The organism is Paenochrobactrum glaciei, assembly GCF_039522165.1.
Classification (GTDB): domain Bacteria; phylum Pseudomonadota; class Alphaproteobacteria; order Rhizobiales; family Rhizobiaceae; genus Paenochrobactrum; species Paenochrobactrum glaciei.
Genome location: NZ_BAAADE010000001.1, coordinates 359948 through 377309, shown reverse-complemented (window position 1 = coordinate 377309; position 17362 = coordinate 359948). Strand labels below are relative to the sequence as shown.

Sequence of the window (17362 nt, the reverse complement as noted above, 5' to 3'; positions counted from 1 at the left end):
ATCTGTACATGCACTTATAGCAAAAAAAGCTTTTGAAACATTAAACCAAAGAACGACTCATTCTCCAACAATCATTGTTTGTATTGCATAAAATAGCGACACAAAATTTATATAAAGTTTTTAAATTAGTTTTTTAGCTTCACCTGCTATTGGTTAAATATCAAAATTGAAGTGCTTCTCAAAACTGAAAAATACGGTTTTAGCAAAAACCGAAGCAAACCGTTCGGCATAGTTTATGTTAAGCAATCACAGCACCGGTACGTAATGACAGCCACTGGTTTCCGTCAGAATAGGCGTGTTGTGCGCCACCACTCGCATTACTGACAAAAATGACTGCCCCCGCACCTTGTACAGAGGCGGAGGGTAGGGTGCTGATGGTGGCACTTCCGGTGCGGATGGCACCATCCACATGCAGACGTGTTGTGGGTGTCATCGCGCCGATCATGATATTGCCGCTTGTGCGGTCAATGCGTATGGCTTCACGCCACTGACCACTATCATCGCCCACTTTGACAGAGAAATCTTTGCTGCCGGCAAGTCCCATTTCAGCATGGCCTGTCCAGTTTGATTGGAATAATAAAGAAGCGGTGTCAGCTTCGCCATTTTTGTTGAGTTTCAACTGGTGGCCATTGCCAGCGTGGTTTAGCAATGTTGCAGCGGAAGATACGCTGAGGCGGTTGGTTTCATCTGCGCTTGCATGGATGCCAAGCATCTCAACTGAGCTTAGATCAGCGCCTCCGCCAGTTTCCTGCCAGTCAGTGCCGTTAAAAATAAGCAGTTTGTTTTCATTTTTGACATAACAAAGCCAGCCCGCTAGCGGCACAAAATAAGACCAGCTGCCATCGGTAAATGCGGCAAGTTTATGCGTGTGCACACTCCAGTCTCCACCTGCATTATCCGGTATAATATAACGATCACCTTCTTGTGCTTCAGGATCGGGGTGGGTGTAATCGCGTGCAATAACGGCAAGCTGCACAATGGCATCCAGCATTCGCAAAGCTTCGTTATGGGTGACATGTTTTTGCGCTTGACTTGGCAGAATATAAGGTAGTTTTAAGTGGTTTGTCAGTTCCATGCATCATGCTCCTTTATGCAGTGAGGACTGCATCAAGTGTAAGTCAGCTTTGAAAGCGGGGGATAAGATTTCCTGCCAAGGGACGCTTTTATGATGGGTTTTGCTTTATGTTGATATATAGCTCTTCTAGAATATGAGGAACTGATTAGGATTTCTGCCGGAAGGGCGTAAATAAAATGGCTTTGGTTTTTGATACTGATTTTACGCCGGACTATGGCGTGGCGCATGAAGTGTCACCGAATATTTCCAGATTAACGGTCAATAATCCAAGTGCTTTTACCTTTCACGGCACCAATACCTATATTGTCGGCACTGATAATCTGGCGATAATTGATCCGGGCCCCGAAGATGACGCCCATTTCGAAGCTATTTTGAAAACGGTCAATGGGCGCCCCGTTAGCCATATTCTTGTCAGCCATACACATCGTGATCATTCGCCTTTAGCCGCGCGGTTAAAACAGGTATTGGGTGCAAAAACCGTCGCTGAAGGTGTGCACCGTCCATCACGCGAATATCATCAGGGCGAGGTCAATATGCTTGATGCTGCCGCTGATACAGATTTTGTACCGGATATTTTTCTAAAAGACGGGGAGACATTGCAGGGTGATGGCTGGGCACTGACAGGTATCCATACACCTGGCCATGCAGCAAACCACATGGTCTTTGCACTAGAAAATACCGGTGTTTTATTTTCGGCAGATCATGTGATGGCATGGGCAACGTCGGTGGTAGCGCCTCCTGATGGCTCGATGAGCGATTATATGGCTTCGCTGGATGTGCTGCTTGAGCGGGATGATCAGCTTTATTTACCGGGGCATGGCGGAGCTGTGACCAATCCGGCAGCTTTTTTGCGCGGCCTTCGGATGCACCGTAAAATGCGCGAGCGGGCTATTCTGGAACGTGTGATAACGGGTGACAGAACCATCATGGAAATCGTGCGCGCGATTTACAGGGATATTGATCCACGGTTGCATGGTGCGGCAGCGCTTTCGGTGATGGCGCATATGGAAGATCTGGTTGGAAAGGGCCTTGTGCAAACAGAGGGTTATGCCAGCCTTGAAGGCATTTATTCGCCATCTTAAACGCAGTGATAAAATGTGATGATGTAAAAAGTTGTGTTTCGTGGAAAATACAGTGTCTTACCCCCCACTTATAGGGTAAGCAGCCTGTTCGGGAGGACCCACTTAGATTCTGCGGAGACGATAATATGGATCGTAGCCATTCTGGCGACGCATCAGACAGTCAATTAGACAAATCCGAAACGGCGACATTAGAAGCCGTTGAGTTAGAATTTGCTTTGGGCGCACAAGATGTTTTTACCGATGGATTTGATGTGGCTTTGTGCAAAGCCGCAGAGGTTGTCGGTGGCAAAGTATTATTCAATATGCCTGCGGTTGATACTGCAAATGCGCAGCGCGTTGCAGCCATCGCTATTTTTGATGATTCATCCGATCAGGTTCTCTTCGTCACTTTATTGAATGACGGAACCACGATGGCGCTTGCGCCGTTGACAGGCGAAAACAAAGTCTTTGAAGGTTTGGGACGCAATTTTGCGGCTGTTATTCGCGGCCTTGATGCGCTGTAAGACGGTTTTAGTGTTTCGCATCCGATAAAACCGACCGGCTGCTTTCAACATCTTTCAAACGAACAAAGCGCATGCCGCGCTTTTTCAATTTTAAAATCCCGCTTGCTACACCTTCACCGGCATGGCGGGTTGGCTGATTTATATGGGCGATGATGACATCGCCGTCACGGGCGTTCAAAATTCTTTTTTCGGTTGAACCGGCTGAAAGCGAAGCACCCATATCAGCATTTAAAGAATATCCGCCAATTTGGAAACCCATTTTCTCAATATGGGTTATTGCATCTTTGGAATAACGCGCAGTCGCATCGCGATACCATTGCGGCTGAGGGGCACCTGCTGCTTTGATAGCATCAGCACCACTTTGTACTTCTTTGGTCACGGCCTCCAAAGAGCCCGCCGTTTTGATGCCATACATAGTCGGAATGGTGGTAATGGCAGGCACATGTTGAGCCCCGTGATTTTCAATCTGGAAGAGATCTGGATGCGCCAGCATGATATCCATCGCAGGCTGATTGTGTTGCAGCCAACGTGATGTGATGAAGAAAGTGGCAGGGATTTTTTCCTCAACCAGCATATTCAAAATGCGTAAATCTGTTTTGCCGGAACAAGCATCAAGGGTAAGTGCCACTTGCGCACCTTGAGCACCGCCGGGCTTGATGAACAGGTGTGGCTCGGCCAAATTGTCAGCGATATTGTTCGCTTGTGCAGGTGCGCTCAGCAGGCTGGCCGCACCAAGATGGGTCAAAAACAATAAGCCGGCAAAAACAGGTTTGAACATTTTTGACCTCTTTGGAAATGAAAAGCAGCCGGAAACTGATCCGGCTGCCTGTAATTATTTATTTCATTGCTGCCTGTGCGGCGGCCAATCGGGCGATCGGCACGCGGAAAGGTGAGCAGGAGACGTAATCAAGGCCGGTCTTTTCGCAGAATGCGATCGATGCCGGATCGCCGCCATGTTCGCCGCAAATGCCGAGCTTGATTTTTGGACGTGCTGTGCGGCCACGCTCAGTAGCAATTTGCACGAGTTCGCCAACACCATCCACATCAAGCGAAACGAACGGATCTTGTTCGATGACGCCTTTTTGCTGATAGGCAGTGATGAACGGTGCCGCATCATCGCGTGAAATACCAAATGTGGTCTGCGTCAGATCGTTGGTGCCGAAAGAGAAGAACTCTGCCGATTGAGCAATATCAGCTGCACGCAGTGCGGCACGTGGCAGTTCGATCATGGTGCCGACCATATAGTCGATCTGAATACCTGCCTCTTTGGTGACTTCTGCGGCTACAGCATCAATGCGGGCTTTGACAAAATCAAGCTCGGCTTTGAGACCGACAAGCGGAACCATCACTTCCGGAACAACAGCTTCACCGGTTTTTTGAGCTGCTTCTACAGCTGCTTCAAAAATAGCGCGTGCCTGCATTTCAGCAATTTCCGGATAGGAAATGGCAAGGCGGCAACCACGGTGACCAAGCATCGGGTTAAACTCGTGCAAGCTTTCGCTGCGTTCGCGCAGCAATTCCGGTGAGACATCCATTGCGGTTGCCACTTCGGCAATTTCAGCATCGGTGCGTGGCAGGAATTCATGCAATGGCGGGTCGAGCAGACGGATGGTGACCGGCAAGCCCTTCATGATTTCAAAGATTTCTGCAAAATCGGCGCGCTGCATTGGCAGAAGTTTTGCCAAGGCTTTACGACGGCCTGCTTCGTCATTGGAAAGGATCATCTCACGCATGGCGAGAATGCGCTCGCCTTCAAAGAACATATGTTCTGTGCGGCAAAGACCGATGCCTTCTGCGCCGAAAGAGCGGGCGGTGCGGGCATCTGCCGGTGTTTCGGCATTGGCACGCACTTTCATGCGGCGTGCTTTGTCAGCCCATTCCATCAGCTGGCCGAAATCGCCGGAAAGCTCTGGCTGGAGCATGGCGACCGAGCCTTTTAAAATCTGGCCGCTGGCACCATCAATGGTAACAATATCACCTTTTTTAAAGGTCTGGCCTGCAGCAAGCATGGTGCCGTTGCGATAATCAACACGCAAAGAACCAGCCCCCGAAACACAAGGCTTGCCCATGCCGCGGGCAACCACAGCCGCGTGGCTGGTCATGCCGCCACGGGTGGTCAAAATGCCTTCTGCGGCGTGCATACCATGAATATCTTCCGGGCTTGTTTCAATACGCACCAGAATGACCTTGCGGCCTTCAGCTTTTGCCTGTTCTGCATCTTCGGATGAGAAGACGATCTCACCTGTTGCAGCACCCGGAGAAGCCGGAAGGCCAGCACCGATCACATGACGGGCAGCTTTCGGATCAATGGTTGGATGCAGAAGCTGATCGAGTGATGCCGGATCAATGCGCATCACAGCTTCGCCTTGTGTAATCAGGCCTTCTTCGGCCATTTCCACTGCCATTTTAAGGGCGGCTTTGGCGGTACGCTTACCCGAACGGGTTTGCAGCATCCACAATTTTCCACGCTCAATGGTAAATTCCAGATCCTGCATGTCGCGGTAATGCTGTTCAAGCTTATCAGCGACTGCAATAAAATCGGCAAACGCTTCCGGCATCACTTTTTCGAGCGATGGCTTATCGGAACCAGCGGCAATGCGGGCTTCTTCGGTGATGTTTTGTGGTGTGCGGATACCGGCAACCACATCTTCACCCTGCGCATTGACGAGAAACTCGCCGTAGAGTTTCTTTTCACCGGTTGATGGGTTACGGGTAAAGGCAACGCCGGTGGCGGAGCTGTCACCCATATTACCAAACACCATTGCCTGTACGTTGACGGCAGTGCCCCAGCTTTCCGGAATGGAATGCAAGCGGCGATAGGTGATGGCGCGCGCATTCATCCAGCTGGAGAAAACGGCGCCGACAGCGCCGGAAAGCTGTTGTTTCGGATCTTGCGGGAAAGGTTCGCCCAGCTCTTCCTCAACGGTGGCTTTATATTTGGCGATGACATCTTTCCAGTCGTCAGCGGAAAGGTCAGTGTCAACCTCGGTGCCGAGACTTGCTTTTTTGTCTTCGAGAATTTCTTCAAAGAAGGCGTGATCGACGCCTAAAACCACATCCGAATACATCTGGATAAAGCGGCGGTAGCTGTCATAGGCAAAGCGTGCATCATTGGCTTCACGGGCAATGGCTTCAACGGTCTGGTCGTTCAGGCCGAGATTGAGGACAGTGTCCATCATACCTGGCATGGAGGCACGGGAACCGGAGCGCACAGATACCAGCAAAGGTTTGTCCTGATCGCCAAAGTGACGGCCGGTAATTCTTGCGACTTCCGCCAGCGAATCCTGAATTTGCTGTTCCAGCTCAGGCGGATAGCTGCGGTCGTGCGCATAATAATAGGTGCAAACTTCGGTTGTGATGGTAAAACCGGGAGGAACCGGCAAGCCGAGGCTGCACATTTCAGCCAAGTTCGCTCCTTTACCTCCGAGAAGCTCGCGGTCTGTTGCCGCTCCTTCTGCTTTTCCGTCTCCGAAATTATATACCCATTTAGCCATTACGACCTCCTATATTCGCTCCGGACGCACCTGATGCTGCTTACCTTGGATGCCAAGTAACAATGCGCCTTTTGCTTATGTGATCAGAGCCGCTCGTTCCACGATAAAATGCAGCTTAGCTGGAATAGAATCGATTAAATGGCGGATATGCCGCAAGAAAAAGGCCGTGACACTGGTGTAATCTGAAAAAACACCAATATTCACGGCCATGTCTCGTCAGGTTTTAAGGAATCGTGAGGCGATTCCCTTGTGCATTAGTAGGGGCTGTCGACATCTCCGGCTTCAACATAGACAGTTTTGATCTGGCTGTAATGTTCGAGCGCCGCCACGCCGTTTTCACGACCGATACCAGAGCTTTTATAGCCGCCAAACGGCACTTCGACGGGGGTGAGATTATAGGCGTTGATCCAGCAGGTACCTGCTTTCAACTGGCCGATCACACGATGACCACGTGCCAGATTTTGGGTGAAAACACCGGCAGCTAAACCAAACTCGGTTGCATTGGCGCGGGCAATCACTTCATCCTCATCTTCAAAAGACAAAATGCTCATGACAGGGCCGAAGATTTCTTCACGCGCGATGGTCATTGTGTCTTGCACATCAGTAAAGATGGTCGGTTGAATATAAAAGCCGTTTTCAAAACCGGCGACTTTGGCCACGTCGCCGCCATGAAGGAGCTTTGCGCCTTCCGCTTTGCCTTTTTCAATGAAAGACAAAACGCGGTCGAGTTGGGCGCGGCTGATGAGCGGGCCCATCTGGGTTGTTTCATCCAACGGATCACCGAGTTTGATTTTCGCAGTGCGTTCGATCAGGCGGCTCACAAATTGATCATGGATATTTTTATGAACAAAAACGCGGGTGCCGTTGGAGCAGACCTGTCCGGTGGAATAGAAATTGCCAAGCATGGCGCCGCCAATGGCATTTTCAATATCGGCATCATCAAAGACGATAAGCGGAGATTTGCCGCCCAGTTCCATGGTTGCATGTTTGAGATGATTTCCAGCCTGCGCCATGATTTTGCGCCCTGTTGGCACCGAGCCGGTGAGCGATACTTTTGCGGTTGTCGGATGGTCGATTAGAGCCGCGCCGACATCGCCAAAGCCTTGTACCACATTAAAAAGACCGGCAGGCAAACCGGCTTCATGGTAGATTTCAGCGAGCGCCAAAGCAGTCAGTGGCGTGTTTTCTGATGGTTTGAAGATAAAGGCATTACCCATGGCAAGGGCGGGAGCGGATTTCCATGCTGCGATCTGGATGGGGTAATTCCACGCGCCAATACCAACACATACGCCCAAAGCTTCGCGCTTTGTATAAGCGAATGAGCCGCCGAGATCGACAAATTCGCCGTTAAAAGATGCAATCGCACCGCTTAAAAACTCAAGCGCATCAGCAGCCGATGCTGCATCGGCTACCAGTGTTTCCTGAATAGCTTTACCGGTGTTGAGTGTTTCAAGCTTCGAGAGCTCTTCGTTTTTGGCGCGCAATAATTCGGCGGTGCGCATTAAAATACGGCCACGTTCCACCGACTTTTTTGCACCCCATTCAACCTGGGCTTTGGCCGCACTTTGCATCGCTTGTTCAATAATGGCTGGGGTGGCACTGCGCAATTGCGCAATCACTTCACCGGTTGCCGGATAAAGCACATTAAGCTCGCGACCATTATGGTCTTCTACGAACTGACCGCCAATGAAATGGGAGGCTTTAGGTTGGGCTTTCATCAAAGAAACTCCTTTATTCTTAACGGTCTGAAACTTGCCAGCGGGGATTGATCCACGGCTGTTTGTTGGAGCGCGGCAGCATATCATGCCCTAAAATATGATCGGCGGCTTTTTCGCCGGTCATGATTGAAGGGGCATTGAGATTGCCATTGGTAATACGCGGAAAAATTGACGAATCCGCGACACGTAAATTTTCAATGCCGATGACGCGGCATTCAGGGTCAACAACCGCCATCGGATCATCAGCCGCGCCCATTTTACAGGTGCCGCATGGATGAAAGGCGCTTTCAGCATGTTCGCGGATGAAGTCATCCAGCTCGTCATCTGTTTGCACATGTTTGCCCGGTTGAATTTCTTCGCCACGATAGGGATCAAAAGCATGTTGGCCAAAAATCTCGCGGGTGAGGCGGATACAGTGGCGGAAATCTGCCCAATCATCTGGATGCGACATATAATTGAACTGAATTTTTGGCTTGTCACGCGGATCAGCAGAGCGAAGCGTAACGCTCCCGCGTGATTTAGAGCGCATCGGCCCGACATGCGCCTGAAAGCCGTGCCCTTCCGCAGCCGCTTTACCATCATAGCGGATAGCTGCTGGCAGGAAGTGATATTGAATATCGGGATATTCAACACCGGCTTTTGAGCGTAAAAAGGCAGCACTTTCAAAATGATTGCTGGCACCGTCACCGGATTTGAAAAACAACCACTGTGCGCCGATCATGGCTTTTGAAAACAGATTAAGTTTTGAGTGAAGCGTAATCGGCTGCACGCAAGATTGTTGGATATAAAGCTCCATATGGTCTTGCAGATTTTGACCAACGCCTTGACGGTCGGCAATAATCGGAATGTTGAACTGCGCCAGATGCTCAGCCGGACCAATGCCGGAAAGCATCAGCAGCTTGGGTGAGTTGATGGAGGACGCAGCAATGATGACCTCGCGTTTGGCGCGGATGGTGCGAATGACATTGCCGTTTTCAATCTCCACGCCGGTGGCGCGTTGATTCTCGATGACAACTTTACGTGCCAAGCCTTTGACGAGAGTTACATTTTTACGTTTTAACGCTGGTTTCAAATAAGCATTGGCTGCAGACCAGCGACGTCCTTGATGGATGGTTTGTTCCATCTGGCCGAAGCCTTCTTGCTTTTCGCCATTATAATCATCGGTCAGTTCAAAGCCTGCCTGCTGGCCGGCTGCAATAAAAGCCTGATAAAGCGGATTGCGATTACGCCCACGTTGCACATGCAAAGGGCCTTTCTTGCCGCGCCAGCCATCCTGATCAGCAAAGGCGACTTGTTCCATCTTTTGGAAATAGGGCAGCACATCGGCATAAGACCAGCCCTGCGCACCGCTTGTCTCCCAGTGGTCAAAGTCGCATGCATGGCCGCGCACATAAACCATGCCGTTGATGGAAGAGGAGCCGCCTATGACTTTTCCGCGCGGTGTCACCAGCTGACGGCCATTTAAATATGGTTCCGGCTCGGTGGAAAAGCGCCAGTCATAGGTCGCCATATTCATCGGAAAAGAAAGTGCTGCCGGCATCTGAATGAGGGGGCCAAAATCAGCGCCGCCTGCTTCAATAATAATCACACTATGTTTGCCATCTTCCGACAGGCGATAGGCAAGTGCTGAACCTGCGGAGCCGGAGCCGATAATGACAAAATCTGCTTCTAAATTTGCGGACATAAACTCTAACAACCTGTTGTTTTAAGCAAAAGCTGGCTGCTGATGTAATCCTCAACCAGCATGGTTGCCGTTGTCGCTCTTTCTGCATCGGATTTATTAGTACCAAGGGCATGACGTATATAAAGGCCGTCGATCAGAGCGCCTGCGCCTTTAGCGATATGGCGCGCTTGGTCACGCGATGTCAGAGCGGTTAAATCATGCATCAGATTGGAATGCAGACGGCTTGCATAAATATTGAGAAGCCGTCGCATGTCATCAGAGCGCTGTGCATGGACGTAGAAGGTCAGCCATGCAGCAATTGTGCTGGGGCTGAACTGGGATGGTGAAAAATTCACCTCGATAATGGCTGATAGCCGTGCGCGCGGGGTTTTAGCCTGACGCAAACCCTGTGCACTCAACTCATGCAATTCGCGCAGCAAATGGCGCATGGTTTCAAGGATCAGATGTTCTTTGCTGCCGAAATAGTGATGCGCGAGTGCGGATGAAACACCTGCCTGTTTGGCAATTTGCGCAACGGTTACATCAAGCGAGCCGCGTTCGCCGATCGTGCGGATTGCAGCACTGATCAGGTCACTTTTGCGTTGTTGTTCCATTCCGATTTTAGGCATCACAGTTTCCGTAATTTTGATCCCAACAAGCTTAATATAGTTTTGATTGACTGATCAATCAATAAAAAATCAAAATGTACTTTATGGCGCACAAGTGCGGCTCCCTTAATCTAGGGCGTGCTTTTTGTTTTATTAAAGCGTATGAGCTGCATAAAATCATATGCAGTTACAGGAGTGATGTCTGGCTATGGTGAGCAATCCGGTTCTGGTTGAAGTGACACGTGGCAATGTCGTGGAAAGCCGCCATCGTGGCGCAATGTCGATCTTTGATGGTGATGGCCGTCAGGTGTTTTCAATTGGTGATGTCGAGCGCCTGACATTCCCGCGCTCTGCGATCAAATCCATTCAGGCTTTGCCGCTGGTGGAATCTGGCGCTGCTGATGCTTTCGGCTTTGAAGATGCTGATCTGGCGATGGCTTGTGCATCCCATTCCGGCGAGCCGGAACATGTGGCGCGTGCCGAATTGATGCTGAAAAAGGCTGGTCTTGATGCGTCTGCACTCGAATGCGGCAGCCATTGGCCAACGCAACAGCCGGTGCTGATTGATCTGGCTAAATCCGGCAAAGAGCCAACCGCTTTGCATAATAACTGTTCCGGCAAACATGCGGGCTTTTTGGCCACTTGCATGCATTGCGGCATGCAGACCAAGGGCTATGTGGCACAAGGCTCCGAAATTCAGGACACAGTTCGCGATGTGATGCAGTCGGTCACCGGTGCCCGGCATAGTCTTGATCATTGCGGCACGGATGGTTGTTCGATCCCGACTTACGCCATTCCTTTGTCTGATCTGGCCAATGGTTTTGCTAAAATGGCAACGGGTAATGGCCTTGAACCAATGCGTGCACATGCTGCCAAGCGCTTGATCAATGCCTGCATGGCCGAGCCTTTTTATGTGGCGGGCAACCGTCGTGCTTGCACCGAATTGATGCAACTCGCTCCGGGTCGTATTTTTGTTAAAACCGGTGCTGAAGCCGTATTCTGCGGTGCTGTGCCAGAATTGGGTATCGGCTTTGCGCTGAAATGTGATGATGGCGGCACCCGTGCATCAGAAGCTATGGTCATTTCGCTGCTGTCGCGTCTGTTTGCCAAAGATCAGGAATTGTCTGCCAAGCTTGCAGCTATGGCAAATAAGGAACTGAAAAACTGGAATGGTATTTCTTTGGGCTATGTGCGCCCGACGGAACTGATCAGCGCTGCGAATATCATCTAATCAATAAACAGAGCGGGTTTAATATAAACCCGCTCTGTTTTTATGGTTTATAGCCAGCCTTTACGGCGGAAGAAGTAAAGCGGAACAAGCGCGGAAGCGATCATGAAGCCCAAAGCCATCGGATAGCCCCAAGGCGAGTTCAGCTCCGGCATGAAACTGAAATTCATCCCGTAAATCGACGCAACCAATGTTGGCGGCATGAAACCGACGGCAGCGACTGAGAAAATCTTGATAATCGCGTTTTGTTCAATCGAAATCAGGCCGACGATGGTGTCGAGCAGGAATGTGACCTTGTTGGACAGAAAATCCACATAGTTGGTCAGTGACTGCACGTCGCGTTCAAGTGATTTGATTTGGGCGCGGCTATCTTTTTTACCTGCTGTGTCGGAAAGATTGGCAGTCAGATAAACCAGCATGCGGCCAAGGCCTGCCAAGCTTTCACGCACACGCGACAGAAATGATCCCTGCGCTCCGATTTGCGTCAGAATATGCCGGAAATCGGCAGTCGACATCGGCCGTACATCACTTGGGCGACGGTAGATCGAGTGTGAGGCGGCATCGATCTTGCCTGATACGCTTTCCAGAATATCGGCTAAGCGATTGGTGGTTGCCTCCAAAATGCCAAGCATGACGGCATGACCATTGGCCTTGGCGGTGATTAAGCCGTTAGCTGGCCTCATCGCACGTGTCACATAGGTGCTGATCGATTTCGGATCAGAATAACGCACCGTAATCAGCATTTTTTGATGAATGATGAAGGTGACGGGCGCCAGTTCACGGTGATCTTGATCGACCGTGTGTAAAATCGGGGCTGTCAGATATTGTGCGCCACTTTCGGTATAAAAACGATTGGATTCCTCAATCTCAGCCATATCATCATGGGTGGGAATGGAAATGCCGGTCAGATGCTCAACGATTTTGTCTTCGTTGACACCGGGGGAAATCAGGTCAATCCAGATAATATTGTCCGGCAGGCGTTCACCCGTTGTCAGTTCGCAATTTTCCAGATGATCGCCGACCAGTGTATAATATTTAATCATAAAGCGTCCTGAATGAATCATTTCATAAGTGCGTTGATTATTTCAGCGCATGCGCATGATTGCCAGTTTAAATGCCGTTTGATGTCGTTTGAAAGACTAAAACTTCAATTGCAGTATAAATGCAGCGAAGGTGCTAGCCTTGTTTAAAATATTTATGATTCTCTGCGGCAGTTTTACTTTTAAAAGGCATCGGCCATGTTGCATCAACCGCAATCGGTAACAGAAGTGGCAGTTAAAAAAACGGCTCGCATTCTGTTGGGTTTAAGTCTCGTGCTGATCGCCTTTAATCTGCGTCCGGTCTTTTCCAGTTTTTCGGCACTTTTGCCGGAAATTGTTGCCAGCACCGGCATGACGACTTTCACAGCCGGATTGCTCACGACTTTGCCGGTTTTATGCTTAGGTGTTTTTGCGCCGCTGGCACCACGTTTTGCTCAACAAATCGGCGTTGAAAAAACGCTGTTGCTGGTGATGTTTTTTCTCTCTATTGCCACTTTAATGCGCGGGGTTGGTACATTGCCGTTTTTATTTATCGGCAGTGCTTTGGCTGGTGCTTGTATTGCGGTCGGCAATGTTTTGTTGCCCGGTGTGGTTAAACGCGATTTTCCGGATCGTGCAGCCATTATGACAGGGCTTTATACCATGGCTTTATGCGGTGGTGCGGCAGCCGCCGCTGGCATTACTGTGCCTGTTAAAAATCTGCTCAATGGTTCATGGCAATGGGCTTTGGCCTTTTGGGGGCTTCCAGCTGTTCTGGTTTTGCTGATTTGGCTGCCGCAATCTTTACGCAAAAATCATCATAGCCATGGCGCGCGCATAAAAGTTGTCGGCCTTTGGCGCGATCGCCTGGCATGGCAGATCACATTGATGATGGGGTTTCAGTCCGCACTTGCCTATACGGTTTTTGGCTGGATGGCGCCGGTTTTACGTGAGCGCGGTTTAAGCGGTGAAGCGGCAGGAATTCTTGTGTCTGTTTCCATCGTGGCGCAAGTTGTGGCTTGTCTGCTGGTTCCCTCCATTGCGATCCGCTGTAAAAAGCAAAGTGTGCTCAATGTTTCATTATACTTCTGCGCAGTCATTGGTTTTCTGGGGCTGCTTTATGCGCCTCTGTCCGGAGCGTGGGGCTGGGCCATTATCCAAGGATTAGGTCAAGGCGGATTGATTGCAGCGGCTATGATCGTGATTGTGCTTCGGTCTAAAGATGCGCTGATTGCAGCCCATCTTTCCGGCATGGCACAATGCGTGGGTTATACGATGGCAGCGCTTGGGCCTTTATTGATGGGGATGATCCATTCACTCACCGGCAGCTTTATCTGGGGCGGGGCATTGTTGATTGTCCTTGGCATTGTTGGCTCGATAGCCGGTTGGGGCGCGGGCAGACCTGTGCTGGTTAATGCCCATGCGCAAACGAATTGAATGATAAAGACATAAGCGATTGCTTTAATGCTGTGCAAAGCGTTGAAGAAAAACCGCGAACCCGATAGACTGCACCGCATAGAATTAAAGGAGCCGACAGCCTATGACTGCCGAGAATGCGATTTTTTTAGGCGCAAGCCGTAAACCGGATGATACATATCAGCAGGCGGAAGCGCTTGCGCTGAAATATGGTAATCGTCATGGTATCGTGACCGGTGCGACAGGTACGGGTAAGACGGTTAGTCTGCAAGTGCTGGCAGAAGGCTTTTCTGCGGCCGGTGTGCCGGTTTTTTGTGCGGATATTAAAGGTGATCTTTCCGGTATTGCGGCTATTGGTCAGGCAAAAGATAGCTTAACCAAACGCGCGGAAGAAGTACATCTTGATCCATATGAACTGCGCGCTTCACCAGTGATCTTCTGGGATATTTTTGGCGAGCAGGGGCATCCGATCCGAGCCACTATTGCCGAAATGGGGCCTTTGCTGCTTTCCCGCTTGATGAATCTTACCAATGCGCAGGAAGGCGTTTTAAACATTGCCTTCCGTCTGTCTGATGAAGAAGGCCTGCTGCTGCTTGATCTGAAAGATCTGCAAGCACTGCTCGCGCATATGGTGACGCGTTCGGAAGAGCTGAGCGCGCGTTATGGTAATGTTAACAAGGCATCAGTCGGCGCGATCCAGCGCTCATTATTGGTGCTGGAACAACAAGGCGGTACCAGTTTCTTTGGTGAACCGGCACTTCGTATCGCAGACATTATGCGCACAACCACCGATGGGCGTGGTGTGGTCAGTGTTTTGGCAGCCGATAAGCTGATGAACAATCCGCGACTTTATTCGACTTTTCTGCTTTGGCTGATGTCGGAGCTTTTTGAGCAGTTGCCTGAAGTGGGGGATCCTGAAAAGCCGCGTTTGGTGTTCTTCTTTGATGAAGCGCATTTACTGTTTGATGAAGCGCCGAAGGCTTTGCTGACCCGTATTGAGCAAGTGGTTCGTCTTATTCGTTCTAAGGGTGTCGGGATTTATTTTGTTTCACAAAATCCGCTTGATGTGCCTGAATCGGTGCTGGCGCAGTTGGGTAATCGTGTGCAACATGCTTTGCGTGCCTATACACCACGTGAAACTGCGGCTGTGAAAACCGCCGCTGATACTTTCCGTCCGAACCCTGATTTTCAGACATTTGAAGCCATCACCAATCTTTCAACCGGTGAAGCGCTGGTTTCAACTTTGCAGGAAAAAGGTATTCCTTCGATGGTGCAGCGCACCTTGATGCGTCCGCCTGCATCGCGTATCGGCCCGTTAACGCCTGAAGAGCGCGCGCAGATTATTGCAACCAGCCCTGTGGCCGGTCAATATGATCAGGCGATTGACCGTGAATCTGCCTTTGAAATTTTGCAAAAGAAGGTGGTGGAGATTGCTGAGGCGCAGGAAAAAGCCAAGGTAGAGCCTGAAAGCGGCGGTATCTGGGGCGATCTGGTTGGTACGGCTCTTGGTACTAAAAAGACGAGCGGTCGTCAGACGGTTGCAGAAACTGCGATGAAATCTGTGGTGCGCTCCGTGGGCACATCACTTGGCAATGCGCTGGTGCGCGGTATTTTGCGTAACTTCAAACGCTGATTTATTTTGTAGCAGTATAAATAAAAACGCCCGAAACTGACGAAGTTTCGGGCGTTTTTTCTATATTACATTACCAAAATCGGGGTTTTATTTGGTACGCGATCATAAAGATCGATAATGTCCTGATTGAGTAAGCGTACGCAGCCAGATGAAACGGCCTTACCGATTGACCACCATTCAGGGTTACCATGCAGACGGTAGAGTGTGTCTTTGCCGTCTTTGAAAATGTAAAGTGCACGGGCGCCGAGCGGGTTATTGAGACCAGGTCCCATACCGCCATTGCGGGCGCTGTATTTTTCCAGATGTGGCTGGCGGGCAATCATTTCATCCGGTGGAGTCCATTTAGGCCATTTACGCTTCCATTGAATGACAGCACGGCCAGACCATGCAAAGCCGTCTTTACCGATACCAACACCGTAACGCAGTGCCTGACCGTTTTCCATTACCAGATAAAGAAAGCGGTTGGCTGTATCGACAACGATGGTGCCCGGACGTTCGCCGGTCGGATCATTGACCACCTGACGCAGATATTTCTTATCCATTTTCTGGATAGGAATAGCAGGCAAAGAATAACCTTCATCCTGCGTGGCTGCATACATGGTGGTGTAATTGCCATTGTATGAATCGACATTGGCTTTTGGAGTGCCGACCGGACGGCCAAAATTATCAACATCAATAATTGGAATATTTTTACTGAGCTGAGCACAGCCGGCAAGACTTGCGGCGGCAGTTGCGCTCAATGCAGTCAGAAAAGAACGACGCGAAAGATATGCAGACATGTGAAAACCAGATCTGTGAAGGGGAGGCCAGATTAAGGCGATTAAGGTTAATGAATTGCAACTTTGAGGTTAACTAGAGAAGAAAAGCTTTAGGGAAAAGCAAAAACGACGATTTTGTTCCCAATTTTTTCAAAAAACTTTGTCTGCTGAAAAATAATCACATGAAATATGCAACCAACCAGCCGTTGATTGGTTGTCATTGTGTGCTGTTAGAATCAATGCGAAATGGGTCAGCTTGGATAAATTACGCGTGAGGGAAGTGTTTGATGGCCTTAAATCAGGCATGATTTTAATATTCCAATAAATTTCTTGTAAAATTATGCTCGTCCCCCATTGCGACTTTTCAATCAGGGGACTATGTAATGAGTGTTAGTTTGCGGGTTCATTCAATGTTCCCAATCAATTGAAGAAAGAGGAGAGTTCCAAATGGCTTTTGAATTACCAGAACTGCCGTATGATTATGATGCATTGGCTCCGTTCATGTCCCGTGAAACCCTTGAGTTTCACCATGACAAACACCATCAGGCTTATGTAACCAATGGTAACAAGCTGCTCGAAGGTTCCGGCCTTGAAGGCAAGAGCCTGGAAGAAATCGTTAAAGAAAGCTTTGGCAAGAACCAGGGTCTCTTTAACAATGCAGGCCAGCATTACAACCATATCCATTTCTGGAAATGGATGAAAAAAGACGGTGGCGGCAAGAAAATCCCTGCTGCTCTTCTTAAAGCTATCGAGTCTGATCTGGGCGGTTATGACAAGTTCCGCGAAGATTTCATCGCAGCTGGCGTTGGCCAGTTCGGTTCCGGCTGGGCATGGTTGTCCGTTAAAGACGGTAAGCTCGAAATCTCCAAAACCGCAAACGGTGAAAACCCGCTGGTTTACGGCGCAAAGCCAATCCTCGGCGTGGACGTTTGGGAACATTCCTATTACATCGACTACCGTAATGCGCGTCCTAAATATATGGAAGCCTTTGTTGACAGCCTGATCAACTGGGATTACGTACTGGAAATGTACGAACAGGCTTAATTTTAAGACCTGTTGCGGATTTTATGGTTATTTTGAAACCATCAACGCATTGACTATTAAAAGCCCCTTCAAGGGGCTTTTATTTTGTGCGACAATATTGTTCACTATTTATGCACAATTT

14 protein-coding genes are annotated in these 17362 nt (G+C 49.7%); 6 read left to right on the top strand and 8 right to left on the bottom strand.

All coding sequences use genetic code 11. From position 1 onward, the window contains the following. Positions 1-238 precede the first annotated feature (238 nt). Positions 239-1075, bottom strand: coding sequence for a DUF2793 domain-containing protein (locus ABDZ76_RS01875; RefSeq protein ID WP_343800512.1), 837 nt, complete (start codon positions 1073-1075; stop codon positions 239-241). Between the two features lie 176 nt (positions 1076-1251). Here ABDZ76_RS01875 and ABDZ76_RS01870 point away from each other — a divergent pair, with 176 nt between their 5' ends. Then, the gene (locus ABDZ76_RS01870; protein WP_343800509.1) at positions 1252-2157 is read left to right on the top strand and encodes an MBL fold metallo-hydrolase; all 906 of its coding nucleotides are present in this window, start codon (positions 1252-1254) and stop codon (positions 2155-2157) included. Between the two features lie 125 nt (positions 2158-2282). Next, positions 2283-2660: a hypothetical protein gene (locus ABDZ76_RS01865; RefSeq protein ID WP_343800506.1), complete on the top strand. Its 378-nt coding sequence runs from the start codon at positions 2283-2285 to the stop codon at positions 2658-2660. Between the two features lie 7 nt (positions 2661-2667). On the opposite strand, the gene ABDZ76_RS01860 is transcribed toward ABDZ76_RS01865, so the two are convergent. From ABDZ76_RS01860 to betI, 5 genes are all read right to left on the bottom strand, one after another. Then, positions 2668-3438, bottom strand: a complete 771-nt coding sequence (locus ABDZ76_RS01860; protein ID WP_343800503.1) for a polysaccharide deacetylase family protein — start codon at positions 3436-3438, stop codon at positions 2668-2670. Positions 3439-3496: 58 nt separating this feature from the next. Continuing rightward, positions 3497-6154, bottom strand: a complete 2658-nt coding sequence (gene ppdK / locus ABDZ76_RS01855) for a pyruvate, phosphate dikinase (RefSeq protein WP_343800500.1) — start codon at positions 6152-6154, stop codon at positions 3497-3499. Positions 6155-6408: 254 nt separating this feature from the next. After that, entirely contained in the window at positions 6409-7872 is a 1464-nt protein-coding gene (gene betB / locus ABDZ76_RS01850) for a betaine-aldehyde dehydrogenase (RefSeq protein WP_343800497.1), read from the bottom strand. A gap of 19 nt (positions 7873-7891) precedes the next feature. Next, positions 7892-9556, bottom strand: coding sequence for a choline dehydrogenase (gene betA, locus ABDZ76_RS01845; RefSeq protein WP_343800494.1), 1665 nt, complete (start codon positions 9554-9556; stop codon positions 7892-7894). A gap of 5 nt (positions 9557-9561) precedes the next feature. Beyond that, on the bottom strand, positions 9562-10164 hold the full coding sequence (betI, locus tag ABDZ76_RS01840) for a choline-binding transcriptional repressor BetI (RefSeq protein ID WP_343800490.1): 603 nt from the start codon (positions 10162-10164) through the stop codon (positions 9562-9564). A 187-nt stretch (positions 10165-10351) separates the two neighbouring features. Here betI and ABDZ76_RS01835 point away from each other — a divergent pair, with 187 nt between their 5' ends. After that, entirely contained in the window at positions 10352-11374 is a 1023-nt protein-coding gene (locus ABDZ76_RS01835) for an asparaginase (RefSeq protein WP_343800487.1), read from the top strand. Positions 11375-11421: 47 nt separating this feature from the next. Here ABDZ76_RS01835 and ABDZ76_RS01830 read toward each other — a convergent pair whose 3' ends face one another. Continuing rightward, a complete protein-coding gene (locus ABDZ76_RS01830; RefSeq protein WP_343800484.1) occupies positions 11422-12414 on the bottom strand; it encodes a magnesium transporter CorA family protein in 993 nt (330 codons plus the stop codon). 195 nt (positions 12415-12609) lie between these two features. On the opposite strand from ABDZ76_RS01830, the gene ABDZ76_RS01825 reads away from it, so the two are divergent. Further along, a complete protein-coding gene (locus tag ABDZ76_RS01825; protein ID WP_343800481.1) occupies positions 12610-13827 on the top strand; it encodes a CynX/NimT family MFS transporter in 1218 nt (405 codons plus the stop codon). A gap of 103 nt (positions 13828-13930) precedes the next feature. Next, positions 13931-15439, top strand: coding sequence for a helicase HerA-like C-terminal domain-containing protein (locus ABDZ76_RS01820; RefSeq protein ID WP_343800479.1), 1509 nt, complete (start codon positions 13931-13933; stop codon positions 15437-15439). A gap of 65 nt (positions 15440-15504) precedes the next feature. Here ABDZ76_RS01820 and ABDZ76_RS01815 read toward each other — a convergent pair whose 3' ends face one another. Further along, the gene (locus ABDZ76_RS01815) at positions 15505-16218 is read right to left on the bottom strand and encodes a L,D-transpeptidase (protein ID WP_343800477.1); all 714 of its coding nucleotides are present in this window, start codon (positions 16216-16218) and stop codon (positions 15505-15507) included. 426 nt (positions 16219-16644) lie between these two features. Here ABDZ76_RS01815 and ABDZ76_RS01810 point away from each other — a divergent pair, with 426 nt between their 5' ends. Then, positions 16645-17241, top strand: a complete 597-nt coding sequence (locus tag ABDZ76_RS01810; protein ID WP_343800474.1) for a superoxide dismutase — start codon at positions 16645-16647, stop codon at positions 17239-17241. Positions 17242-17362 lie beyond the last annotated feature (121 nt).

Excerpts from the sequence above, each read along its gene's own strand:
- ABDZ76_RS01810 (WP_343800474.1), top strand. The coding sequence starts at position 16,645 with ATGGCTTTTGAATTACCAGAACTGCCGTATGATTATGATGCATTGGCT.
- ABDZ76_RS01820 (WP_343800479.1), top strand. The coding sequence starts at position 13,931 with ATGACTGCCGAGAATGCGATTTTTTTAGGCGCAAGCCGTAAACCGGAT.
- ABDZ76_RS01825 (WP_343800481.1), top strand. The coding sequence starts at position 12,610 with ATGTTGCATCAACCGCAATCGGTAACAGAAGTGGCAGTTAAAAAAACG.
- ABDZ76_RS01830 (WP_343800484.1), bottom strand. The coding sequence starts at position 12,414 with ATGATTAAATATTATACACTGGTCGGCGATCATCTGGAAAATTGCGAA.
- betA (WP_343800494.1), bottom strand. The coding sequence starts at position 9,556 with ATGTCCGCAAATTTAGAAGCAGATTTTGTCATTATCGGCTCCGGCTCC.
- ABDZ76_RS01865 (WP_343800506.1), top strand. The coding sequence starts at position 2,283 with ATGGATCGTAGCCATTCTGGCGACGCATCAGACAGTCAATTAGACAAA.
- ppdK (WP_343800500.1), bottom strand. The coding sequence starts at position 6,154 with ATGGCTAAATGGGTATATAATTTCGGAGACGGAAAAGCAGAAGGAGCG.
- ABDZ76_RS01835 (WP_343800487.1), top strand. The coding sequence starts at position 10,352 with ATGGTGAGCAATCCGGTTCTGGTTGAAGTGACACGTGGCAATGTCGTG.
- betI (WP_343800490.1), bottom strand. The coding sequence starts at position 10,164 with ATGCCTAAAATCGGAATGGAACAACAACGCAAAAGTGACCTGATCAGT.
- betB (WP_343800497.1), bottom strand. The coding sequence starts at position 7,872 with ATGAAAGCCCAACCTAAAGCCTCCCATTTCATTGGCGGTCAGTTCGTA.
- ABDZ76_RS01875 (WP_343800512.1), bottom strand. The coding sequence starts at position 1,075 with ATGGAACTGACAAACCACTTAAAACTACCTTATATTCTGCCAAGTCAA.
- ABDZ76_RS01860 (WP_343800503.1), bottom strand. The coding sequence starts at position 3,438 with ATGTTCAAACCTGTTTTTGCCGGCTTATTGTTTTTGACCCATCTTGGT.
- ABDZ76_RS01870 (WP_343800509.1), top strand. The coding sequence starts at position 1,252 with ATGGCTTTGGTTTTTGATACTGATTTTACGCCGGACTATGGCGTGGCG.
- ABDZ76_RS01815 (WP_343800477.1), bottom strand. The coding sequence starts at position 16,218 with ATGTCTGCATATCTTTCGCGTCGTTCTTTTCTGACTGCATTGAGCGCA.